Genomic DNA, 22,600 nt, shown 5'->3' on the forward strand with positions numbered 1-22,600 from the left:
CGCGGCTGTGCAAGCCTGTTCATAGTTCCCGCAAGAATCGTTTTTTAGCTATGCCCGGCAAGCCGGAGTGTTATCTTTTGGTTGAGAGATTCGCGCAGCGTCCAAATCAGTCCGAGTGAGTTGGTCATGGAGAGCAGCGTGTACAGGGTGCGCCGCAACGTCGGCGATCTGCATTTGATGTGTGGGGTCCGGGGTCATGGGGTCGGACGGATTTGAGTCCAAGAAGCTCGGCGGACCGCCGATGGGCGGAGTTGGGCAAAGCAGGATTGGACAGGGCGAGTATGGCAACGCGCCGCGCGATCCGGCGATGGATGCCTTCTCCGGTCTCGGTGACGCCGCGGCGAACCTCGTGGAAGTCTCCGGCGTCATCAAATGGTTCGACGCCTCGAAGGGATACGGCTTCATCGTTCCCGACAATGGTTGGCCCGACATCCTGCTGCACGTGACGGTGCTGCGGCGCGACGGCTATCAGACCGCCTACGAAGGTGCGCGGCTCGTCGTCGAATGCGTGCAGCGTGTGAAGGGCTACCAGGCCTTCCGCATCGTCTCGATGGACGAGTCGACCGCGATCCATCCGGCGCAGATGCTGCCGCCGCGAACCCATGTCACTGTCACCGCGACCAGCGGGCTCGAGCGCGCGCAGGTCAAGTGGTTCAACCGGCTGCGCGGTTTCGGCTTCGTGACTTGCGGGGAGGGTACGCCCGACATCTTCGTGCACATGGAGACGCTGCGCCGCTTCGGCATGACCGAGCTGCGCCCCGGCCAGTATGTGCTGGTGCGGTTCGGGCCCGGCTCCAAGGGCATGATGGCCGCCGAGATCCACCCGGAGACCGGCCCGTCGGCGCTGTCGTCGCACTAGATCCCAGCGGCTCTCTTTGACGTAAACGTGAGCCGTCGGCGAGCCTGTTGGGCTCTGGCATTTGCCGCCATCATCGGGTTAGGGTCCCGCCGGAAATCTTCTCCGGTGTGAGTATTTGTCGATGAATTTCGTTGGTGTTGCCGGGCGGCTTCGTCCGTGGCTGGTGGCCTGCCTTGTCGTGATGTTCGGTGTGTTGCTGGTCCCGGCTGCGCAGGCCGCCAGCGTCCAGCCGCTCGAGATCGTCACCAAGTCAGGCGTGCACGTCTTCTCGGTCGAAATGGCGACCACCGAGCAGGAGAAGGAGACCGGCCTGATGTACCGCAAGGAGCTGGCGGACGGCAAAGGCATGCTGTTCGACTTCTCGCCGGAGCAGGAGGTGTCGATGTGGATGAAGGACACCTACATCTCGCTCGACATGATCTTCATCGGCGCCAACGGGCGCATCCTGCGGATCGCCGAAAACACCGAGCCGCTGTCGACCAAGATCATCGCGTCGCGAGGGCTCGCCAAGGGCGTCCTCGAGGTGATTGCCGGGACCGCGCAGAAATACGGCATCCAACCCGGTGACCGGGTCGCCCATCCGCTGTTCGGCAGCCACTAGCCCTCCGTTTCGGCACGGTATCTGGATCGAAACCGGTGCCGATTTCGCCGCAGGAAGCCCTCCACCGGTGCCTTGCTGGCGCTGGCTGAAGCGTGTATCCACGGGGCTTCTCGGAAATGTCGGGGTATAGCGCAGCCTGGTAGCGCGGCAGTTTTGGGTACTGCAGGTCGTTGGTTCGAATCCAGCTGCCCCGACCATCCCATCTCGAAGCTTTATCCCAGCAGGTCGTGGCCGGGTCGCGCGCGCGGCTGCGTCTGCACCGGCGTCGATCGCGATTGTCTTGCCTGACGCAACAACGCCGCCTGGACGGAATATGTTCGTCCAGACGGCGCCGTCGAATACTGGGCCCTGAAATCCCCAGTGCCCATGGGTCGCCCGCGCGGCGAATAGGTTCAACACCGCGACGGCCTTGGTCGCAGTTGTAATGTCGCAGGTCGGGCTGCTGCCGCGGGCTGATGCGGGAACCCCGTCCCATTCTGCTCGTCTGCGATGCGCCGGCGCCTGCAGGGCGCTTTCGGCGCATTCCTCGATGCCGGGCCGCTCAGCGATGCCGAGTCGTCTGAGCAAGCCGTTGTTCGACACAACGTGTTTTGCCAGGCAAATCGAGGCGGCTTACATCGCAATGTACCAACACAGCCAGACGGGCCTGGCGCCGGAGACGATCGTCGTTCCCGATTGAAGTTTGCTACGGTGCAAGGCGCGAGCGCAATCCGGAAGCCTGCTGAGCGTTGGGCGTTCGGCATTGTCGGCTCGGCCGGCAAGAACAATCCGCGAGGAAGAACCATGGCGCGCAGACTGATCGATATCTCCGTTCCCCTGCAGAACGACGTGCCGGCCGATCCGCCCGGCAATCATCCGACCATTCAGTATATCGACCATCAGCAGGGGTTGCCGCGCATGCTGCAGTTCTTCGACGGACTGAAGGCCGAGGATCTGCCGGATGGGAAGGGCTGGGCCGTCGAGCAGGTCTCGCTTTCCACGCATAACGGCACGCATCTCGACGCGCCCTGGCATTTTCATCCGACCATGAACCGCGGCGAACGGTCCTGGACGATCGACGAGGTGCCGCTGGAATGGTGCTTTCAGCCGGGCGTCAAGCTCGACTTCCGGCATCTGCCTGACGGCTACGTCGCGACCGCGGGCGATGTCGAGGCCGAGTTGAAGCGCATCGGGCATACGCTGTCGCCGCTCGAGATCGTCGTCGTCAACACCAGCGCCGGCGCGAAATATGGTCGGCCCGATTACGTCAATTCGGGCTGCGGCATGGGTTACGAGGCGACCATGTATCTGCTCGAGCGCGGCGTGCGGCTGACCGGCATCGACGGCTGGAGCTGGGACGCACCGTTCGTTTTCACCGCGAAGAGATATGCCGAGACCAGGGACGCCAGCCTGATCTGGGAAGGCCACAAGGCCGGAAGGCACATCGGCTACTGCCACATCGAGAAGTTGCACAATCTGGAGCTTTTGCCGTCGACCGGGTTCATGGTGTCGTGCTTCCCGGTGAAGATCGAGCGCGCGTCGGCGGGATGGACGAGGGCGGTTGCCATTCTCGACGATTAGCAGCGTGATCCCGGAAAAGTGCGAAGCGGTCTTCCGAAGAGATCACGCTCAAACATGACGCTGGAGCGCGACGATGGTTTAGTGCGCGCGAGGCCTGTCGCGGATTCAGCCAATTTGGGAACCGGTGGACAGGCTGATCATTCCGGCTGGTTGTTGCGATACGGTTACAGCCTGAGGCAGGCGAATCTGCTCTAATGCACGTAGTAGATGCATTGGGTGACCGGGCTTGCGGCTCGGCCTCGCGTCCCGATTTCCGAAGCGTTCTCTCCCGTGACTAGAGCCCCGGCGTCTCCCGGGGCTCTTTCTTGCGTGCCGCAGCTGAGCCGGGCCGCAAAGGAAGTGCCGCAAAAGCAATGCCCCAAAAGAAAATCAGGTGCGCCGGATCCGACGCACCTGATTTGGGTCTTCAATATTGCTTGTGTGGCCGGTCGGTTGTTACCACCGGCAAACGCGAACACCACGCGGAGTCCACCAGCAACGGGGACCGCCGCCGTAGTAACCATAGCCACGGCCATAACCCCATCCGCGGCCGCGACCCCAGCCGCCGCGATAGCCGTAGCCATAACCGCGTCCGCGTCCGCGCCATTGCGCTTGCGCAGACGACGTGGTGGCGCCGACCAGGATGGCAGAGGTGCTTGCGACATAGACGAACAACAAAGCGACTGCTGCAAGGCAACGAGTCAGGATATTGTAGCGTTTAGTCATTCTGAAGATCTCCAGTCACTTCCAAACATCTGAACCGATGCTGGCTGTCTCGCTTAGACGCGCGAGACCGGCAGTCGGTTCGAGCATGCTAAGACGATATTTTCACTAAGGTTCTTGCGAGCTTTAACGACTCTATTGAGGCCAACAGGTAAGGTCAAGTTACGTTCCTACCTGCAAAGGATGATGTGGTTGCTGCGCTTTTCTTGTCGTTCATCCGCCGTTCATTCTGTTCATCTTGCATTGCGCCGATTTGATTTGTGCGTCGCGGAAGCTGAGATGCGCGAGCCGCGGAAAATGTGCTCGAGAACTTGAAGTCGACACGATCATGTACTCTGAGCGTTTGAGAGTCCTCCCTGAAGAGTGCCCATGCCGAAACAACACACCTACGTCCTTGGTCTCAACGTCTACGACCATGACGTGAGCGCCTGCCTGCTGCGTGACGGCGCGATCGCCTACGCGATCTCCAAGGAGCGCATCACGCGCGAGAAGCACGCCTCCGGCTTCTACAAGGAAGTCATCGACTACTGCCTGTCGGCCGAGGGCATCACGCTCGACGACGTCGATCTCGTGGTGCGCAACAGCTACATCCTGCCGGTGCCCGAGATGGAGGAGCGGATGCTCCACCAGGACATGCCGGGCTTCCTGCCGATTGCCGAGCGCAACGAGGCGATCAAGCATCCGCTGTTTCGCTCCAAGTCCGACAAGGTGGTGTCGATCTCGCATCACCTCGCGCATGCCTACAGCGCCTTCGCGGTGTCGCCGTTCAAGGACGGCGTCGTGATGATCGTCGACGGCGTCGGCAACTATCAGGCCGATGCGATGGAGGCCTGTCCGCAGGACGCGGCGTCGCCGCTCGCCCGCGAGTCCGAGAGCTACTACAAGTTCGACGATACGAAGCTGCAATGCCTGAAGAAGGTCTGGATGGAGCCGGCACGCGGACTCTTGTCGGACGAGTTCTACAACATGCCGGGACTGGGTGCACTGTACAGCCGGGTCTCGACCTATGTGTTCGGCGACTGGAATAAATGCGGCGAGCTGATGGGGCTTGCGCCCTATGGCCGCCCCGAGCAGGTCGGCCATCTGCTCGAGATGAAGGACGGCAGGCTGCACGTGCCGTTCTGGGGCGCCGAGAACCAGCAGCCTTTCGTGCTCGACAGCGGCAGCTGGGACAAGAGCCCGACGATGCGACACTGGGAGGATATCGCCTGGCGGGTGCAGGACGACACCGAGAACGTGCTGCTTGAGCGCGCGCGCTGGCTGCGCGAGAGCACCGGCGCGACGAATCTCTGCATCGCCGGCGGCGTCGCGCTGAACTGCGTGGCCAACGGGCGCATCGCGCGCGAGGCCGGTTTCGAGAACATCTGGATCCAGCCTGCCGCGGGCGACGATGGCATCGCGATCGGCTGCGCCTATTACGGCTGGCTCGAAGTGCTGAAGCAGCGCCGCTCCTTCGTGATGGACCACGCCTATGTCGGCCGGCGCTACAGCGACGCCGAGGTCGCGGCCGCGCTGCAAAGCTTCCTGGTGCGGATTCAGGTCGATGCCAAGCGCAGCGACAACATCTGCCGCGACACCGCAAGGCTGCTCGCCGACCAGCGCGTGATCGGCTGGTTTCAGGGCCCTTCCGAGTTCGGTCCGCGCGCGCTCGGCAATCGCAGCCTGATCGCCGATCCGCGCAAGGCCGAGATGAAGGACATCCTCAACAGCCGCGTGAAGCACCGCCAGGCATTCCGGCCGTTCGCGCCGATCGTGCTGGCCGAGCGCATGAAGGAGATCTTCGAGGGCGAGGAGGACTCGCCCTACATGCTGATCGCAAAGCCGGTGCGGCCGGAATGGCGCGACAGGATCCCGGCGATAGTGCATGTCGACGGCTCGGCGCGGGTGCAGAGCGTGCGGGAGGATACCAACCCGATGCTCTATCGCCTGCTGAAGGAGTTCGAGGCGCTGACCGGCGTGCCGGTGCTGATCAACACCTCGTTCAACGTCAAGGGCGAGCCGATCATCGAGACGCCGCAGGACGCGGTGAGCTGCTTCCTCACCACCGGGATCGACCACCTCGTGATGCACGACACGCTGGTGTCGAAGACCGCCATGCACAAGGTCGTGACGCCGGTGATGACGACATTCGGCGACGTCGCCACCATCGTCTCCTCGACGACGCAGGATCCCGGCCGCGGCGGAAGTTGAAACCTGTTACGCCGCCTTCGCTGGTGCCGCCGGTTTCGGCGCCGGCGGCTTGACCGGCTTGTCCTGCCGCTTCGACCACGAGATGTAATAGGCCACGATCGTCATGATCGCGATGCCGGAGATGCTGACGAAGATCTGCGCGAACAGCGAGCCCGAGCTCATCGACAGCTCGAAATGTCCGACAAAGGACAGGAACACGCCGACGCAGAACACCGCGAGCGACTGCTGGCCGCAGACGATCAGCGGATCGAACACCTTCCACTCCAGTGCCGCCCAGTCCTTGGGGACGAAGCGGATCACCAGCACCGTGATCACCACGAAGTGCAGGAAGCGGTACGGCGCGAGGTTGGTCTTGTCGTTCGGGTTGAAAGCCGAATACAGCCAGTCCGGGAACTGGGCGCCGAATTCCGGGAAGCGGCCGGCCATCGTCATGATCAGCGCGAAGATCATATAGGCGATGCAGAACCACAGCGTGTAGCGCGAATTGATGATGTGCATGCTCTGGCGCGCGCCGCCCATCGCGCACCACGAGCCGAACACGAACAGCACCTGCCAGGCGAACGGGTTGAAGTACCAGCTCCCGGCCGGGTAGGCCGGCAGGTTCCAGCCGAAATGGCGCGACACCAGCCACAGCGCGATCGAGGCCAGCATGGTCCAGTTCGGCTGCCGCAGCATGAACCACAGCACCGGCGGGAACAGGCCCATCAGCACGATGTAGAGCGGCAGCACGTCGAGATTGACCGGCTTGAACTTCAGGAACAGGCCCTGGCGCAGCGTCTCGGTGGCGTTGTCGACGAGGCCGGCGACGTTGAACTCGTTGATGATCTCGGAATCGCCGAAGCGCAGCGCCAGGTAGCTGATCGAGGCGATGTAGATCACGAATAGGATGATGTGGGCGACATAGAGCTGCCAGACCCGCTTGGTCAGCCGGGTCGCGCCGACGATGAAGCCGCGCTCCAGCATCATGCGGGCATAGACGAAGGATGCGGTATAGCCGGAGATGAAGACGAACAGGTCCGCCGCGTCGCTGAAGCCGTAATTGCGCGTCGTGATCCAGTTCACGACGTTGTCGGGGATGTGATCGAGATAGATCGCCCAGTTCGCGATCCCGCGGAACAGGTCGAGCCGGAGGTCACGTCCTTTTTCGGGCAGGTGAGCGTGGATTTCCATGGGGCGCGCCGCTTCCTCGAGATGATGCTGTCGAGAAGACCGTGCCGCGGCAATCTGGCCGTGGGCCCGAGGGACTCCAAAGGAAGCCTCCCGGGGCCAGATTGTCACAGCGCGGTAGAATGACTATACCGGTCCGGCGAAGGCTACCTCCGAGATCGAGGAATCACCGATCAGAACGTTGAACGGTGTCTCTATACTATCCCGGCGGTTTCCTTCAAATCGCTTCCATGTCGCATATCCCACGGGGCCGACCATCCATGACCGCACGCATTTTTAAGCCCGCCAAAAACGCGATGCAATCGGGACGGGCCAAGACCAAAGAGTGGCAACTGGATTACGAGCCGGAGCAGCCGCGCACCGTGGAGCCGTTGATGGGCTGGACCTCGTCGACCGACATGAAGCAGCAGCTGACGCTGCATTTCGAGACCAAGGAGGAGGCGGTGGCCTATTGCGAGCGCAAGGGCATCGCCTACCAGGTGATCGAGCCGAAGGATTCGGCGCACCGCCAGATCGCCTACGCCGACAATTTCGCGTTCCGCCGCTGGGAGCCCTGGACCCACTAGGGTCAGCATAACAGCCACAAAGCAAGTCTTTCGTCATGGGCCGGGCATGGCCGTCCAAAGGACGGCGTCGCTTCCGCTTGCCTACGTCCCGGCCATCCACGTCTTTGCTATCCGGGAGAAGAAGCGACTTGGATGTCACAAGGCCGGGCATGACGAGTCCCGTGGGACGCCCCGATCAGCTCGCCGGGCTGGGCGCGGCGAGGGCGCCCGGGATCGGCAGCGCCGCGTCCTTGGAGACCCCGAGCACCGGAAAGCTCCTGATTTTGCGCACATTGGGCAGGCCGGCGAATTGCAGCAGCTGCTGGCGCATGTCGTCGACGCTGGGCGCGACGCATCGCAGCATGAAGTCGGCGTCGCCCGAGATCCGCCAGCATTGCAGGAAGCGCGGCACCGCCGCCACCGCGGCCTCGAACGCCTCGATCGCGGCCAGGTTTTGGCTGCCGAGCTGGATCAGCACGAAGGTCGTCACCTCGTAGCCCAGCATCCGCTCGTCGAGCGTGGCGCGGACCGCCTGGATCACGCCGCGGCTGCGCAAGGCGCGGACCCGGCGCAGGCAGGGTGGGGCCGTGATGCCGACCCGCTCCGCGAGCTCGTTGATCCTGATCCGGCCGTCCCGCTGCAATTCGGACAGGATCCGAAGATCGATGTCATCGAATTGTGGGCGCTCTGTCACGGTCACGAGCCCGCAACCGCAGTCCGCGGGCTCTTGCGGCCGCTCTGGACCTGGCCGGCGGAGGCCTGCGGCGCCACACCGGACAGCACCAGCTTCTCATGCGCGGCGATGATGCCGTCGCGGGTCAGGCGACCGCCGGGGCGGTACCAGGTGCACAGCCCGGTCAAGAGCGCGATGATCGCAAAGGTCGCGACCTGGATGTCGACGACCTCGAACACGCCCTCGGCCACGCCGTCGGCGAGGATCTGCGCCAGCCGCGCCTCATAGGCGCCGCGCAGCGCCACCACGGCGTCGTAGTTCTTGGCGTCTAAGCTGCGCAGCTCGGAATTGGCGATGAAGACCTCGCGCTTGCGGGTCATGTGATAGGTGACGTGGAAGGCGACGAAGGCGCGCAGCTTCTCGACCGGATCGGCCTTGCCCGCGAGCGCGAGATCAAGCTCGCGCAGCAAATCGTTGATATGGTCCTGCACCAGGTCGAACAGCAGGTCCTGCTTGGTTGCGATATGGTTGTAGAGTGAGCCTGCCTGGATGCCGACCTCGGCGGCGAGCTGGCGCAGGCTCATCGCCTCGTAGCCGTGCTCGAAGATCAGGCGCACGCCGGCCTTGCGGATCGCCTCCAGCGTCGTGGGGCCATGTGAGCCGATCGTGCGTGCCATCGGGGCCTCGGAGGGTGTTGGCTTGTCTGGGAGAACAGGAAACAAGCGAACGACCGTATGTATGTCGCACGAAATCCCAGCAGATTCAACGAACTGCGGATTTCATGCCTGAACCATAGCACGGTTGCTTGCGAAGCCAAGAAAAAAACGTATGATCGTTTAATTGCAAGATGAATCTCACGGGAGGGATCATGGCCTCGAACCAGGCGGCAATCTTCAATTTCGACCTTGGTGAGACCGCGGATGCGATCCGCGAGACGGTGCGTGACTTCTCGGCCAACGAGATCGCGCCGCGCGCCGACGAGATCGATCGCTCCAACACCTTTCCGCGCGACCTCTGGCCGAAGATCGGCGCGCTCGGCCTGCACGGCATCACGGTCGAGGAGGAATATGGCGGGAGCGGCCTCGGCTATCTCGAGCACTGCGTCGCCGTCGAGGAGATCTCGCGTGCGTCCGCCTCGATCGGGCTGGCCTACGGCGCACATTCCAATCTCTGCGTCAACCAGATCCGCCGCAACGGCAGCGAGGCGCAGAAGCGCAAATATCTGCCCAAGCTGATCTCGGGCGAGCATGTCGGGTCGCTGGCGATGTCGGAGCCCGGCGCCGGCTCGGACGTGGTCTCGATGAAGACCCGCGCCGAGAAGAAGGGCGACCGCTTCGTGCTCAACGGCAACAAGATGTGGATCACCAACGGTCCGCACGCCGAGACGCTGGTGGTCTATGCCAAGACCGATGCGAATGCCGGCCCGCGCGGCATCACCGCCTTCATCATCGAAAAGGGCATGAAGGGCTTTTCCACCGCGCAGAAGCTCGACAAGCTCGGCATGCGCGGCTCCGACACCTGCGAATTGGTGTTCGAGGATTGCGAGGTGCCGGAGGAGAACGTGCTCTCCGAGGTCGGCCGCGGCGTCAACGTGCTGATGAGTGGGCCTCGACTATGAGCGCGCAGTGCTGGCGGCAGGGCCGATCGGCATCATGCAGGCCTGCATGGACGTGGTGCTGCCCTACGTCCACGAGCGCAAGCAGTTCGGCGAGCCGATCGGCTCGTTCCAGCTGGTGCAGGGCAAGATCGCCGACATGTACACCACGATGAACGCCTCGCGTGCCTATGTCTATGCGGTGGCGAAGGCCTGCGACCGCGGCGAGACCACGCGCGAGGACGCCGCCGGCGCGATCCTCTATGCCGCCGAGAAGGCCACCCAATGCGCGCTGGATGCGATCCAACTGCTCGGCGGCAACGGCTACATCAACGACTATCCGACCGGCCGGCTGCTGCGTGACGCAAAACTCTACGAGATCGGCGCCGGTACCAGCGAGATCCGCCGCATGCTGATCGGCCGCGAGCTGTTCGCGAAGACGGCCTGAGCTTCGCGCCGGCCATCGCGCCACTGCGCGATGGCCTCGCATTCCGCAAATCCTGTCGGCCACTCCAACGAAACGTTGCAACCGAGATGCCGCTTCATTCGACGATCGATCCCACATCTTCCGAATTCGCCCGCAACGCCGAGGTGATGCGCGGCCTGGTCGCGGAGCTTCGCGACAAACTCAGCCAGGTGGCCGGCGGCGGCGGCGAGACCTCGCGCAAGCGCCACACCTCGCGCGGCAAGATGCTGGCGCGCGACCGCGTCGATCTCCTGGTCGATCCCGGCACCGCGTTCCTGGAACTGTCGCCGCTCGCCGCCAATGGCCTCTATGGCGGCGACGTGCATTCGGCGAGCGTCATCACCGGCGTCGGCCGCATCGCGGGCCGCGAATGCATCATCGTCGCCAACGACGCCACCATCAAGGGCGGCACCTACTACCCGATGACGGTGAAGAAGCATCTGCGCGCCCAGGACATCGCGCGGCAGAACAATCTGCCTTGCGTCTACATGGTGGATTCCGGCGGCGCCTTCCTGCCGCTGCAGGACGAGATCTTTCCCGACGAGGCGGCATTTCGGCCGCATCTTCTACAACCAGGCCCAGATGTCGTCGCAGGGCATTCCGCAGATCGCGATCGTGATGGGCTCCTGCACCGCGGGCGGCGCCTATGTGCCGGCGATGTCGGACGAGAGCATCATCGTGCGCAACCAGGGCACGATCTTCCTCGGAGGCCCGCCGCTGGTGAAGGCTGCGACCGGCGAGGTCGTCACCGCGGAAGAGCTCGGCGGCGCCGATGTTCATTCCCGTCAGTCGGGCGTGACCGATCACTATGCGCAGAACGATGCGCACGCGATCGGGATCGCGCGGCGCATCGTCGGCACGCTGAAGCAGCCGGCGAAGGCCCGGCTGAACATGCGCCCCCCGCAGGAGCCGCTGTTTCCGGCCGAAGAGATCTACGGCGTAGTCTCCGCCGACGGAAGAAAGCCGTTCGACGTGCACGATATCGTCGCGCGGATCGTCGACGGCTCCGAGTTCGACGAATTCAAGAAACTCTACGGCACCACGCTGATCTGCGGCTTCGCTCACATCTGGGGCTATCCGGTCGGCATCATCGCCAACAACGGCATCCTGTTCAGCGAGAGCTCGCTGAAGGGCGCGCATTTCATCGAGTTGTGCTGCCAGCGCGGCATCCCGCTGGTGTTCCTGCAAAACATCACCGGCTTCATGGTCGGCAAGAAGTACGAGGCCGGCGGCATTGCGCGCGACGGCGCCAAGCTGGTGACGGCGGTTGCGACCGCCGGCGTGCCGAAATTCACCGTCGTGATCGGCGGCTCCTATGGCGCCGGCAATTACGGCATGTGCGGCCGCGCCTACAGCCCGCGCTTCCTCTGGCTGTGGCCGAACGCTCGCATATCTGTGATGGGTGGCGAGCAGGCCTCGATGGTGCTCAGTCAAGTTCGGCGTGACGGCATCGAGGCCAAGGGCGAGAGCTGGTCGGCGGAGGAGGAAGACAAGTTCCGCGAGCCGATCCGCGCGCAATACGAGAAGCAGGGCAATCCCTATTACGCCACCGCGCGGCTGTGGGATGACGGCGTGATCGATCCCGCCGACACCCGCCTGGTGCTCGGGCTCGGCCTGTCGGCCGCCGCCAATGCGCCGATCGAGCCCACGAAATTCGGCCTGTTCAGGATGTGATCATGGACCGCTCAAAACTCTATCGGCGTTTCCGCACGCTGCTGATCGCCAACCGCGGCGAGATCGCCTGCCGCGTCATCCGCTCGGCGCGTGCCATGGGGCTGCGCACCGTGGCGGTTTATTCCGAGGCCGACCGCGATGCGATGCATGTCGCGCTCGCTGATGAGGCGGTGCTGCTCGGCCCCGCGCGGGCGCGCGACAGCTATCTCAACATCGAGCGGGTGATCGCCGCCGCCAAGGAGACAGGTGCCGAGGCCGTCCATCCCGGCTACGGCTTCCTGTCTGAAAATGCCGAGTTCGCGCAGGCCTGTCTTGACGCTGGTTTGGTGTTCGTCGGCCCGACCGCCGCGATGATGACGGCGATGGGCTCGAAGTCCGGTTCGAAGGCGCTGATGGAGAAGGCCGGCGTGCCGCTGGTGCCCGGTTATCATGGCGAAGCGCAGGACGAGGGGACCTTGGCGGAAGCCGCCAACCGGATCGGCTTCCCGGTACTGGTCAAAGCGTCGGCCGGCGGCGGCGGCCGTGGCATGCGCGTGGTCAACGCGGCGGCCGAGCTTGCGACAGCGATCACCAGCGCCAAGCGCGAAGCCAAGGCGGCGTTCGGCGACGACCGGATGCTGATCGAGAAATACGTACAGAACCCGCGCCACATCGAGGTGCAGATCATCGGCGACAGCCACGGCAACCTGCTCTCGCTGTGGGAGCGCGAATGCACGCTGCAACGCCGGCACCAGAAGGTGATCGAGGAGGCGCCGTCGCCGACGCTGAACGCCGCGCAGCGCGACACCGTCTGCGAGGCCGCCCGCAAGGCGGCCGGCGCGGTGAACTATGTCGGCGCCGGCACCATCGAGTTCGTCTCCGACGGCAAGGACGTGTTCTTCATCGAGATGAACACGCGTCTACAGGTCGAGCATCCCGTCACTGAATTGATCACCGGCGTCGATCTCGTCGAATGGCAGCTGCGCGTCGCATTCGGCGAGGCGCTGCCGCTGAAGCAGGACGAGATCAGGCTGAACGGCCACGCCATCGAGGCGCGCGTCTACGCCGAAAACCCGCAGAAGAACTTCATGCCTTCAGTGGGCCGCATCAAGACCTGGCGCACGCCGCCGGAGGGCTGTGGCCTGCGCATCGATGCCGGCTACCGCAGCGGCGACAGCGTCTCGCCGTACTACGACGCCATGCTCGCCAAGGTGATTGCCTGGGCGCCGACGCGCGAGGGCGCGATCGAGAAGCTCAATCGCGGACTGCAAGAGACCGACGTCCGCGGCATCGTCACCAACATCCCGTTCCTGTCGGCGCTGGTGACGCATCCGGCGACCCGCGCCAATGCGATCGATACCGGCTTCATCGAGCGCGAGCTGAAGAACCTGACCGCAGGCTACGGCGCGGCCGGCGAGTTCGAGCTCTGCGCGGCGGTGGCTGCAATCGTCAATGATGAGCAGAGCGCGGCGAGGAGCGAGGCGAACTCGCCCTGGCAGGCTTTCGGCTGGATGCCGGTCGGCCGCCGCCAGCGGGTGTTCTCGCTCCGGCAGGGCCATGAGCCGCCACAGACCATCACGCTGCATTATGGCAACGGACCGTCGACGCTGTCGGTCGGCGGGCGCGAGTTGGCGTTTGCGATCTCATCGCCGGGCGATGACGGCTTCGACCTGACGCTGAACGGCCTCAAATCGCGCGTCGCCTCCGTGATCGAGGGCCACGAGCTTTATCTGCGCACCCGCAACGGCCGCTTCGACCTGCATTGGGTCGATCCATTCGGCGGCGAGAGCGAGGAGCAGGTCGGCGAGGACAAGATCGTCGCTCCCTTGCCGGGCACCGTTGTCGCGCTGTTGGCCGAGGAGGGCGCGACCTTGGAGAAGGGGGCGCCGATCCTGACCCTGGAAGTGATGAAGATGGAGCAGACGCTGCGGGCGCCCTATGCGGGCGTGCTGAAGAAGCTGAAATGCAAGGTCGGCGACATCGTCGGCGAAGGCGTCGAGCTTGCCGAAGTGGAGGCTCAGGCCGCGTCATGAGCGATCAGATCCACATCGTCGAGATGGGGCCGCGCGACGGCCTGCAAAATGAGAAGACGCCGGTCAGCGTCGAGGCCCGCATCGCCTTCGTCGAGGCGCTGGTGGCGGCGGGGCTCTCCACCGTCGAGGTCGGCGCCTTCGTGTCGCCGAAGGCGATCCCGCAGATGGCGAACTCCGATCAGGTGCTGCGCGGCGTCAGCCACATCAAGAACGCCGAATTCCACGTGCTGGTGCCGAACGAGAAGGGCTATGACGCCGCGCGTGCCGCCGGCGCCCAGGTAGTCTCGGTGTTCGCGGCCGCCTCCGAAGGCTTTTCGCGCGCCAACATCAACTGCTCGATCGCGGAGTCGATCGAGCGCTTCAGGCCGGTGCTCGCCCGCGCCAAGGCCGATGGCGTCAAGGTGCGCGGCTATATCTCCTGCGTGCTGGGCTGTCCGTTCGACGGCGAGATCAAGCCGAAGGCGGTCGCCGATCTCGCCGTGACCCTGTGGGATCTCGGCTGCTACGAGATCTCGCTCGGCGACACCATCGGCGTCGGCACGCCGACCAGGGCCAGGGAGATGCTCCGTGCGGTCAGCGCGGAGCTGCCGGTAGGCAACCTCGCCATGCACTTCCACGACACCTATGGCCAGGCGCTCGCCAATCTCTATGCCGGCATGGAGCAGGGTGTCCGCGTCATCGATGCCGCCGCCGGCGGCCTCGGCGGCTGCCCCTATGCGCCCGGTGCCACCGGCAATGTTGCGACGGAGGATGTCGTCTACATGCTGGAAGGCATGGGCGTGAAAACCGGCATCGACATGGAAAGGCTGCTGGCCACGACGAACGAAGTCGCCGGGTTGCTCGGCCGCCCGCCGGTCAGCCGTGTCGCCTCCGCGCTGAACGCGAAACAGAAGCGCCTCAGCGGATCGTGAATGCAAGGATGGGTAGAGCGCCAGCGAAACCCATCACTTCGCATCCGCGGCGCAAATGATGGGTATCGCTGCGCTCCACCCATCCCACGAACGACGACCGACGTCCGTCCGTCGTCATTCCCAGGTGCGCAATTGCGCACCGGGGAATGACGGAAAGGATGTGTGCGGACTCGCCGAATGGAACCCGTTTTGCGGCGCACGCAGCCTTTGTCTCGGTTCCCGATCAAATTCCCCGAAAGCATTCATGGCTTGGTGACTCAAAAGTGCTGAGGTGAGACAGCTCGCAATTGCTCCAGGTGGGTTCCAGTCATGTCCGGACAGGTGTCAGCGTCTCGCGGCCGAACTTTCCTGGCCGGAAAGATCGTCTTCAACTTCGGTCGGTCGGCCTTCGACTGCACGGTCCGGCAGCTCACCGATGCGGGAGCGACCGTCGAACTCGAAACCACCATCGGCATTCCCGACCACGTCCAGCTATTGATCGTCGGCACCAATCAGGTGAGGCCGTGCAAGCGGCTGTGGCAATCGGACCGGCAGTTGGGCCTCGTCTTTGAGGAGCAGCGCACGAGCGCGGCGGCTCCCGCGCCCGCTGCTCCCGCGTCGGCGGCTCCTGCACCGGCCACCGTTCCGGAGCGGCGCAGCGGCGATATTCTGCGGGGGCACATGCTGGCGCTGCGTGCGGCGCTCGATCAGATCCCGGTCGGCATCCTGTTGTTGGACGCTGAGCTGAAGGCTCTGTTCATCAACCGCGCATTCCGGAACATGTGGGTGCTTCCGGATGCGGTTGCCGACCGCACCCCTACCTTCACCGATCTGATGCGTCACGGTTGCAAGACCATGGCGTACGAGCTGCCGGCCGCGGAGCTTGAGGCCTACCTTGCCGAGCGGGTTCGCCTCGTGAGCGTCGGAGACACCAACCCGATCGATCTCAGGCGCAGCAATGGTGACGTGGTTCGGTGCCAGTGCACGCCGCTGCCCGATGGTGGCCGGATGGTGAGCTACACGCCCGTGACCGACATCGTGCGCGCATCGGACAAGCTGAAGGTGCTGACCGGTGCGCTCGAGAATGTCGAGGACGGCGTCGTCCTGCTCGACCGCGATCTCAATGCGGTCTTCCTCAATCGGAGAATGCGGGACTTCTGGGAGGTGAGCGAGGAGGAGGTGGCACGGCATCCGCCATACGTCACGCTGCTCTCGCGCAATCGCCGCGCCGTCCCGGCGGGCGCGACGGCGGAGCAGATCAGGGCCTTTCCGGCGAAGCGGATCGCGGAGATCAAGGCGGGCGATCACAAGCGCGATGTCCAGACGCCGGACGGCCGCAATATCAGGGTGCATTGCTCGACGATGGCCAACGGCGGCCGGATGCTGACTTTTGTCGACGTCACCGATCTCGTCCGCAACGCGCGGCAGCTCGAGGTGCTCGCGACCACCGATCCGCTCACCGGACTGTTCAACCGCAGGCACTTCCTGGCGACGCTGGATGCGGAGTGGAGCCGGTTCCAGCGCTACTATCGGTCGGTCTCCGTCCTGATGGTTGACATCGATCACTTCAAGAGCATCAACGACCGGTTCGGTCATGCGATCGGTGACGAGGCCATCAAGGCCGTGGCCGAGATTTGCATTCGCGGCAAACGCAAGTCCGACGTCGTCGGCCGTGTCGGAGGCGAGGAGTTCGCGGTCCTGCTGCCGGAAACGACATTGTCGCGCGCTCGGACCGTCGCCGAGCGCATTCGCAAGCGGGTGGAAGCGTTGGCATTGGCGGCGGATGACCGCCGGGTGTCATTCACGGTGAGCGTCGGCGCTGCGGAGGCCCTCACCAGCATGCCCGGGATCGATGCGCTGATGAAGGCAGCCGATGCCGCGCTCTACCACGCCAAGGAGCGCGGCCGGAACCGCACCGAGTGCTGGGCGCCTCCCGCTCCGCCGAAGCTGGCGGCGGGGTGAATTGTCGGATGGGTGGAGCTGCGTCGTCGCCTAGCTTGACCGGCGATCCTGTTCGCCGCGGCCTCGCGGCTCAAGCACTGCTGCAGGATCACCCGCTCTCGTGGGTGATGACACCGAGGACGCGCTGTCCGACAATTGAATCCGTAAGCAAGGGCTGTCCTTCAATCTCACAACTCGGACGAGTTCGGCTGCTGGAACTTTCTTGCTGACCACCCCGTCGGCCGCGCGTCAGGTTCCCATAAGGACCGGTAATACATGGTTGCGCCAGAGCCACGATTGTTGCGCTTCTGCAACGGTATCTGAACATTTAACCCTAAAAGCAGCCCATCCGTGGTCGCGCCGCTTTTTAGCCACACCCTGACATGAAAGGATGTTCACCAAGCTGAATATCCAGCGCTCCGACGACGGGACATTTTTACGGGTTCCGGCGTTGATGGAGGAAAGAGCGCGGGAAAAGAGCGTCGGAACAGGGTCGCGATGGACGCCAAGACGAGCATCAAGGGCAGGCTGCCGAGCCGTCATGTGACGGAGGGCCCCGAGCGCGCACCGCATCGTTCCTATCTATACGCGATGGGACTGACGACAGCCCAGATTCATCAACCCTTTGTCGGCGTTGCTTCATGTTGGAATGAAGCTGCTCCCTGCAACATTTCGCTGATGCGCCAGGCGCAGGCGGTGAAGAAGGGCGTGGCTTCGGCCGGCGGCACGCCGCGCGAGTTCTGCACCATCACCGTGACCGACGGCATCGCGATGGGCCATGACGGCATGCGCTCGTCGCTGCCGTCGCGCGAATGCATCGCCGATTCGGTCGAGCTGACCGTCCGTGGCCATTCCTATGATGCGCTGGTCGGGCTCGCCGGCTGCGACAAGTCGCTGCCGGGCATGATGATGGCGATGGTCCGGCTCAACGTGCCCTCGATCTTCATCTATGGCGGCTCGATCCTGCCGGGCAATTTCCGCGGCCAGCCGGTGACCGTGCAGGACATGTTCGAGGCGGTCGGCAAGCACTCGGTCGGCGCCATGTCGGACGAGGACCTCGACGAGATCGAGCGGGTGGCGTGCCCGTCGGCGGGCGCCTGCGGCGCCCAGTTCACCGCCAACACCATGGCGACCGTTTCCGAGGCGATCGGCTTGGCCCTCCCGTATTCGGCCGGGGCGCCGGCACCCTACGAGATCCGCGACTCCTTCTGTGCCGCCGCCGGCGAGAAGGTGATGGAGCTGATCGAGAAAAACATCCGGCCCCGCGACATCGTCACCCGCGAAGCCCTTGAGAATGCTGCAGCTGTCGTTGCAGCCTCAGGTGGTTCGACCAATGCTGCGCTGCACCTGCCGGCCATCGCCCATGAGTGCGGCATTAAATTCAATTTGTTCGACGTTGCCGAAATCTTCAAAAAGACTCCTTACGTCGCGGATTTGAAGCCGGGCGGCCGTTATGTTGCCAAAGACATGTTTGAAGTAGGTGGCATTCCGCTGCTGATGAAGACGCTGCTCGACAATGGCCACTTGCACGGGAATTGCCTGACCGTCACTGGCCGAACGATCGCCGAAAACCTCAAAAGCGTGAAATGGAATCCGCACCAGGATGTGGTGCGGCCGGCCGACAAGCCTATCACCGTGACAGGTGGTGTTGTCGGTCTGAAGGGTAATCTCGCTCCGGAGGGTGCGATCGTGAAGGTCGCGGGAATGTCCAACCTGAGGTTTACCGGTCCGGCCCGGTGCTTCGACCGCGAGGAAGACGCCTTCGAGGCGGTGCAGAAGCGCACCTACAAGGAAGGCGAGGTGATCGTGATCCGCTACGAGGGGCCGAAGGGCGGTCCCGGCATGCGGGAGATGCTGGCGACCACGGCGGCGCTGACCGGGCAGGGGATGGGCGGCAAGATTGCCCTGATCACCGATGGCCGGTTCTCCGGCGCCACCCGTGGCTTCTGCATCGGACATATTGGACCTGAAGCGGCCGTCGGCGGGCCGATCGGGTTGTTGCAAGACGGCGACATCATCGAGATCGATGCGGTCGCCGGCACCCTTAACGTAAAATTGAGCGACGCCGAGCTCGCAAATCGTAAGACCAAATGGGCCCCTCGCGCGACGAACCATACATCTGGTGCGCTGTGGAAGTACGCCGAGCAAGTGGGGCGGGCGGTGGATGGCGCAGTCACCCATCCGGGTGGCGCGTACGAGAAACAGTGTTATGCGGACGTTTAGGCGTACGATATTGGCGTTTGCGTTAGGGGCCATTCCGGTGGCGGGCCCTGGATTCGGATTCGACGGCGCGCCGGTCAGCCCACAGGATACGGTTCTTCCTGTGGTTTCCCCGCAGCCGGGGACGGCCGCCGCGCTGAAGCGGGCCGGCACAGCGCCGGTGACGCCGACCGCAACGTCGCCGACCTCCTCTTTCAGCACGTTGCAGTATCAGGCCGAGGGCGGTCATCCCGTGGCGCAGTGGAAGCTCGGCAAGATGTACGCCGAGGGCGACGGCGTCATCCAGGACGACATGCGCGCCTTCGAATATTTCAGCCGGATCGCCAATGCGCATGCCGAGGACTCGCCGTCGGCGCCGCAGGCCTCGATCGTGGCCAACGCCTTCGTGGCGCTCGGCCGCTACTATCTGAGCGGCATTCCCAATTCCAAGGTGAAGGTGGATACCGAGCGGGCGCGGGAGATGTTCTCCTATGCGGCGTCCTATTTCGGCAACGCCGACGCCCAGTACGACCTTGCCCGGCTGTACCTGAAGACGCCGGACGCCTCGCGGGACGATTTCCGCTATGGCGCACGCTGGCTTGGGCTCGCCGCCCAGAAGGGCCAGCACCAGGCGCAGGCGTTGCTTGGCCAGATGCTGTTCAACGGCGACCGGCTGCCGCCGCAGCGGGCCCGTGGCCTGATGTGGCTGACCTTGGCGCGCGACAGCGCGACGCCGGACGAGGCCTGGATCAAGGAAAGCTACAACCGGGCGATCGCCAAGGCCTCCGAGGACGATCGCGCGATGGCGCTGCAGATGCTTGAGCACTGGGTGCAGGGTCGTCGCGATTAGAGGCCGCCGGGACTGATATCCCGGACGGCCGGCAATCGCTGGCCGGCGAGGCTCAGGCGGTCTCGAAATCGAGATCGGCCCAGACCGGCACATGGTCGGACGGCTTCTCCCAGGCGCGGACATAGCTGTCGATCCCGACATCGATCAGGCGGTCGCTGGCCTGCGGCGACATCAGGAGATGGTCGATGCGCAGGCCCCAGTTCTTCTGCCAGGCGCCGGCCTGGTAGTCCCAGAAGGTGTACTGGCCGGGTTCGTCATTGACCGCGCGCAGCGCGTCGGTCAGGCCGAGGCCGAGCAACGACTGGAAGGCTTCGCGGGTCTGAGGCCGGAACAGGGCGTCATCGGCCCAGGCGGGCGGATTGTAGACGTCGCGGGCGGCCGGGATGACGTTGTAGTCGCCGGCCAGGATCAGTGGCTCCTCGGCCTTAAGCCGTTCCTTCGCGTACTCAAGAAGCCGCGACATCCATTTGAGCTTGTAGGGGTATTTGTCGGTATTGGCCGGATTGCCATTGGGCAGATAAAGACACGCCACCCGCACCACGCCCTGCTTCAGCGTAACCACGCCTTCGAGGAAGCGCGCGTGGGCGTCCTCGTCGTCGCCGGCGAGGCCCGATTTGGTCTCGTCGAACGGCAGCTTGGAGAGCAGCGCCACGCCGTTGAAGGTCTTCTGGCCGTGGGTGACGACGTTATATCCGAGCGCCTCGACCTCGAGTCGCGGAAACGCGTCGTCGACGCATTTGATCTCCTGCAGGCAGACGATGTCGGGGGAGCACTCCTTGAGCCAACTGACCAGGAGCTCGATCCGCTGCCGGACCGAGTTGACGTTCCAGGTGGCGATGCGAACGGTCATCGGGAGTCCTTTATCATCTCATTGAGGGGTTCGCGTCCCGCCTGGGCCAAGCGTTTCCGCATCTCGATGTGTGGGATGCCGGCGTCGTCGAACTCGTCGCCGACCCGTTCGAACCCGGCGCGCGCGTAGAACAGTATCGCGTGCGTCTGCGCGTTGACGATCAGTTCGGGATAGCCGAGTTCGGCCGCCTTGGCCATCAGAGCGTCCAGCACCCGGGCGCCGACGCCGGTGCCGCGTGCCATTTTGAGCACGGCCATGCGACCGATATGGCCGTCGGGCAGCAACCGGCCCGTCGCCACGGCGGTACCTTCGTCAGTCAACGCCAGCGCGTGCCAGCTCGCAATGTCCATGTCGTCCCACTCCAGTTCGACCGGCACGCCCTGTTCTTCGACAAAGACGTGGTACCGGATCGCAGCGGCGCGTTCGCGGGCTTGTTCCCAGGGGCAGATGAGGACTGAGGCGGACATGAGGTGACGATTCGGAAGGCCTGCAGGGCAAATGGTACGCCCGAACGTCCGGCGATACGCACGCCGAGGACAGGACCAAGGGCCGCACTATTTCACTTATGTGGCATACCATGGGCTGTCCGCCTGTGCTAACCCTGTCCGGAAACAAGGCGTAACAATTGCCGACGGGGGAGTGACGACGCGTCCCGGCCTTCAAGGGTGGCCTGTGGCGCACGTGCAAAACTTATGAAAAAACGCAATTTGGTTCTGACTGTCGCCGTTCTCGGCATTGCGGCCGGGGCGGCCTACATGACCCGCTCTTCATGGATGGGTGGCGGTCCCGCCACCGCGCAAGGGACGCCGCGGCCACGCGTGGTCTCGGTGGATCTGGCCAAGGCGGAGCGCCGATCGGTTCCGGTCGATGTCGACGCAATCGGAACGGTCACGCCGATCTCGAGCGTGGCGCTGAAGTCGCGACTGGAAACCACCATCGTCTCGGTTCATTTCGAGGACGGCGCCAGGGTCAATGAGGGCGACCTGCTGTTCATGCTCGACGCGCGGCAGGTCGACGCCCAGATCGAGCAGGCCGAGGGCGTGCTGGCGCGTGACCAGGCCCAGCTCGAGGGCGCGCAGCGCGACCTCCGCCGCTACACCGAACTGGTCGGCAAGGGCGCGACCACCCAGGTCAATCTCGACAACGCCAAGACCCAGTCCGACGTCCTGATCGGCACCATCAAGGCCGACCAGTTCGCGCTGGAGAATCTCCGCGTCCAGAAGAGCTACACCGTGATCCGCGCACCGTTCGCGGGGCGGATCAGCGCCGCCAATGTCAAGGTCGGCAACTTCGTGCGTCCCGCCGACACCCAGCCGCTCGCCGTCATCAACCAGATGGCGCCGGTCTACGTCACCTTCGCGATCCCCCAGCGTGCGCTGGTCGATCTGCGCGATGCCATGGGGAAGGGCGATTCCAAGGTGATCGCGACCATCCCGGGCCACCAGCGCTCCGAGAGCGGCAAGGTTGCGATGGTCGAGAACGCCGTCGATGCGACCACCGGCATGGTCACCGTGCGCGGCATCATGAACAATGCCAGCGAGACGCTGTGGCCCGGCACCATCGTGCAGACCAAGCTGATCATCCGCAGCGAGGACGCCGTCGTGGTGCCGACGGTTGCAGTCCAGCGCAGCCAGAACGGCAATTTCGTTTTCGTCGTCAGGGACGGCGTCGCCAGGGTCCAGCCGGTCAAGGTCGACCGCACCTTTCAGGGCTCATCGGTGATTGCTGACGGATTGGCGGGCGATGAAAGCGTCGTCGTCGACGGCCAGCTCTTGCTGTCGGAGGGATCGCGGGTCGAACCGCGGGCGCGCAAGGCCGGAGCCTGAC

16 protein-coding genes, 1 tRNA gene and 2 pseudogenes are annotated in these 22,600 nt (G+C 64.3%); 14 read left to right on the plus strand and 5 right to left on the minus strand.

Annotation, left to right across the window (positions count from 1 at the left end; all coding sequences use genetic code 11):
• The first annotated feature begins 196 nt into the window (after nucleotides 1-196).
• The 5 genes from ACVILL_RS31765 (at nucleotide 197) to ACVILL_RS31785 (ending at nucleotide 5,912) form a co-directional block, all read left to right on the plus strand.
• Nucleotides 197-859: a cold-shock protein gene (locus ACVILL_RS31765; RefSeq protein WP_456732668.1), complete on the plus strand. Its 663-nt coding sequence runs from the start codon at nucleotides 197-199 to the stop codon at nucleotides 857-859.
• Between the two features lie 121 nt (nucleotides 860-980).
• On the plus strand, nucleotides 981-1,460 hold the full coding sequence (locus ACVILL_RS31770) for a DUF192 domain-containing protein (protein WP_456732669.1): 480 nt from the start codon (nucleotides 981-983) through the stop codon (nucleotides 1,458-1,460).
• A gap of 120 nt (nucleotides 1,461-1,580) precedes the next feature.
• A tRNA-Pro gene (locus ACVILL_RS31775) sits at nucleotides 1,581-1,657 on the plus strand.
• Between the two features lie 586 nt (nucleotides 1,658-2,243).
• Nucleotides 2,244-3,020 carry a cyclase family protein gene (locus ACVILL_RS31780; protein WP_456732670.1) on the plus strand — a complete coding sequence of 259 codons (777 nt, stop codon included), beginning with the start codon at nucleotides 2,244-2,246 and terminating at the stop codon, nucleotides 3,018-3,020.
• A gap of 1,071 nt (nucleotides 3,021-4,091) precedes the next feature.
• A complete protein-coding gene (locus ACVILL_RS31785) occupies nucleotides 4,092-5,912 on the plus strand; it encodes a carbamoyltransferase family protein (protein WP_456732671.1) in 1,821 nt (606 codons plus the stop codon).
• Between the two features lie 6 nt (nucleotides 5,913-5,918).
• On the opposite strand, the gene ACVILL_RS31790 is transcribed toward ACVILL_RS31785, so the two are convergent.
• Nucleotides 5,919-7,082 (minus strand): OpgC domain-containing protein, encoded by a 1,164-nt coding sequence (locus ACVILL_RS31790; protein WP_456732672.1) that lies wholly within the window; start codon nucleotides 7,080-7,082, stop codon nucleotides 5,919-5,921.
• 257 nt (nucleotides 7,083-7,339) lie between these two features.
• Here ACVILL_RS31790 and ACVILL_RS31795 point away from each other — a divergent pair, with 257 nt between their 5' ends.
• Nucleotides 7,340-7,645 (plus strand): ETC complex I subunit, encoded by a 306-nt coding sequence (locus ACVILL_RS31795; RefSeq protein ID WP_223967722.1) that lies wholly within the window; start codon nucleotides 7,340-7,342, stop codon nucleotides 7,643-7,645.
• 175 nt (nucleotides 7,646-7,820) lie between these two features.
• Here the strand turns inward: ACVILL_RS31795 and ACVILL_RS31800 are convergent, their stop codons facing one another.
• Together ACVILL_RS31800 and ACVILL_RS31805 are read right to left on the minus strand one after the other, a co-directional pair.
• Nucleotides 7,821-8,318 carry an Lrp/AsnC family transcriptional regulator gene (locus tag ACVILL_RS31800; protein WP_456732673.1) on the minus strand — a complete coding sequence of 166 codons (498 nt, stop codon included), beginning with the start codon at nucleotides 8,316-8,318 and terminating at the stop codon, nucleotides 7,821-7,823.
• A gap of 2 nt (nucleotides 8,319-8,320) precedes the next feature.
• Nucleotides 8,321-8,974, minus strand: coding sequence for a TetR/AcrR family transcriptional regulator (locus tag ACVILL_RS31805; RefSeq protein WP_456732674.1), 654 nt, complete (start codon nucleotides 8,972-8,974; stop codon nucleotides 8,321-8,323).
• Nucleotides 8,975-9,165: 191 nt separating this feature from the next.
• On the opposite strand from ACVILL_RS31805, the pseudogene ACVILL_RS31810 reads away from it, so the two are divergent.
• The 7 genes and pseudogenes from ACVILL_RS31810 (at nucleotide 9,166) to ACVILL_RS31840 (ending at nucleotide 19,923) form a co-directional block, all read left to right on the plus strand.
• Nucleotides 9,166-10,339, plus strand: a pseudogene (locus tag ACVILL_RS31810) (isovaleryl-CoA dehydrogenase).
• Nucleotides 10,340-10,425: 86 nt separating this feature from the next.
• Nucleotides 10,426-12,031, plus strand: a pseudogene (locus ACVILL_RS31815) (carboxyl transferase domain-containing protein).
• Between the two features lie 2 nt (nucleotides 12,032-12,033).
• Nucleotides 12,034-14,043, plus strand: coding sequence for an acetyl/propionyl/methylcrotonyl-CoA carboxylase subunit alpha (locus ACVILL_RS31820; protein WP_456732675.1), 2,010 nt, complete (start codon nucleotides 12,034-12,036; stop codon nucleotides 14,041-14,043).
• A complete protein-coding gene (locus ACVILL_RS31825) occupies nucleotides 14,040-14,954 on the plus strand; it encodes a hydroxymethylglutaryl-CoA lyase (protein WP_456732676.1) in 915 nt (304 codons plus the stop codon). The genes ACVILL_RS31820 and ACVILL_RS31825 overlap by 4 nt, the downstream gene beginning before the upstream one ends.
• Nucleotides 14,955-15,263: 309 nt before the next feature.
• Nucleotides 15,264-16,895, plus strand: a complete 1,632-nt coding sequence (locus ACVILL_RS31830) for a diguanylate cyclase (RefSeq protein WP_456732677.1) — start codon at nucleotides 15,264-15,266, stop codon at nucleotides 16,893-16,895.
• A gap of 477 nt (nucleotides 16,896-17,372) precedes the next feature.
• Nucleotides 17,373-19,097, plus strand: coding sequence for a dihydroxy-acid dehydratase (ilvD, locus tag ACVILL_RS31835; protein WP_456732678.1), 1,725 nt, complete (start codon nucleotides 17,373-17,375; stop codon nucleotides 19,095-19,097).
• Nucleotides 19,084-19,923 carry a tetratricopeptide repeat protein gene (locus ACVILL_RS31840; RefSeq protein ID WP_456732679.1) on the plus strand — a complete coding sequence of 280 codons (840 nt, stop codon included), beginning with the start codon at nucleotides 19,084-19,086 and terminating at the stop codon, nucleotides 19,921-19,923. Before ilvD ends, ACVILL_RS31840 begins: the two co-directional genes overlap by 14 nt.
• A gap of 52 nt (nucleotides 19,924-19,975) precedes the next feature.
• Here ACVILL_RS31840 and xth read toward each other — a convergent pair whose 3' ends face one another.
• Both xth and ACVILL_RS31850 read right to left on the minus strand, forming a co-directional pair.
• On the minus strand, nucleotides 19,976-20,773 hold the full coding sequence (gene xth / locus ACVILL_RS31845) for an exodeoxyribonuclease III (protein WP_456732680.1): 798 nt from the start codon (nucleotides 20,771-20,773) through the stop codon (nucleotides 19,976-19,978).
• A complete protein-coding gene (locus ACVILL_RS31850; protein WP_456732681.1) occupies nucleotides 20,770-21,240 on the minus strand; it encodes a GNAT family N-acetyltransferase in 471 nt (156 codons plus the stop codon). The genes xth and ACVILL_RS31850 overlap by 4 nt, the downstream gene beginning before the upstream one ends.
• A 225-nt stretch (nucleotides 21,241-21,465) precedes the next feature.
• Between ACVILL_RS31850 and ACVILL_RS31855 the strand changes: the two genes are divergently transcribed.
• Nucleotides 21,466-22,599: an efflux RND transporter periplasmic adaptor subunit gene (locus ACVILL_RS31855; protein WP_456732682.1), complete on the plus strand. Its 1,134-nt coding sequence runs from the start codon at nucleotides 21,466-21,468 to the stop codon at nucleotides 22,597-22,599.
• Nucleotide 22,600 lies beyond the last annotated feature (1 nt).

It is taken from the genome of Bradyrhizobium sp. USDA 3364, assembly GCF_054056355.1.

Coding starts and splice junctions, on each gene's coding strand:
- ACVILL_RS31765 (WP_456732668.1), top strand. CDS start 197: ATGGGGTCGGACGGATTTGAGTCCAAGAAGCTCGGCGGACCGCCGATG.
- ACVILL_RS31770 (WP_456732669.1), top strand. CDS start 981: ATGAATTTCGTTGGTGTTGCCGGGCGGCTTCGTCCGTGGCTGGTGGCC.
- ACVILL_RS31780 (WP_456732670.1), top strand. CDS start 2,244: ATGGCGCGCAGACTGATCGATATCTCCGTTCCCCTGCAGAACGACGTG.
- ACVILL_RS31785 (WP_456732671.1), top strand. CDS start 4,092: ATGCCGAAACAACACACCTACGTCCTTGGTCTCAACGTCTACGACCAT.
- ACVILL_RS31790 (WP_456732672.1), bottom strand. CDS start 7,082: ATGGAAATCCACGCTCACCTGCCCGAAAAAGGACGTGACCTCCGGCTC.
- ACVILL_RS31795 (WP_223967722.1), top strand. CDS start 7,340: ATGACCGCACGCATTTTTAAGCCCGCCAAAAACGCGATGCAATCGGGA.
- ACVILL_RS31805 (WP_456732674.1), bottom strand. CDS start 8,974: ATGGCACGCACGATCGGCTCACATGGCCCCACGACGCTGGAGGCGATC.
- ACVILL_RS31820 (WP_456732675.1), top strand. CDS start 12,034: ATGGACCGCTCAAAACTCTATCGGCGTTTCCGCACGCTGCTGATCGCC.
- ACVILL_RS31825 (WP_456732676.1), top strand. CDS start 14,040: ATGAGCGATCAGATCCACATCGTCGAGATGGGGCCGCGCGACGGCCTG.
- ACVILL_RS31830 (WP_456732677.1), top strand. CDS start 15,264: ATGTCCGGACAGGTGTCAGCGTCTCGCGGCCGAACTTTCCTGGCCGGA.
- ilvD (WP_456732678.1), top strand. CDS start 17,373: ATGGACGCCAAGACGAGCATCAAGGGCAGGCTGCCGAGCCGTCATGTG.
- ACVILL_RS31840 (WP_456732679.1), top strand. CDS start 19,084: ATGCGGACGTTTAGGCGTACGATATTGGCGTTTGCGTTAGGGGCCATT.
- xth (WP_456732680.1), bottom strand. CDS start 20,773: ATGACCGTTCGCATCGCCACCTGGAACGTCAACTCGGTCCGGCAGCGG.
- ACVILL_RS31850 (WP_456732681.1), bottom strand. CDS start 21,240: ATGTCCGCCTCAGTCCTCATCTGCCCCTGGGAACAAGCCCGCGAACGC.
- ACVILL_RS31855 (WP_456732682.1), top strand. CDS start 21,466: ATGAAAAAACGCAATTTGGTTCTGACTGTCGCCGTTCTCGGCATTGCG.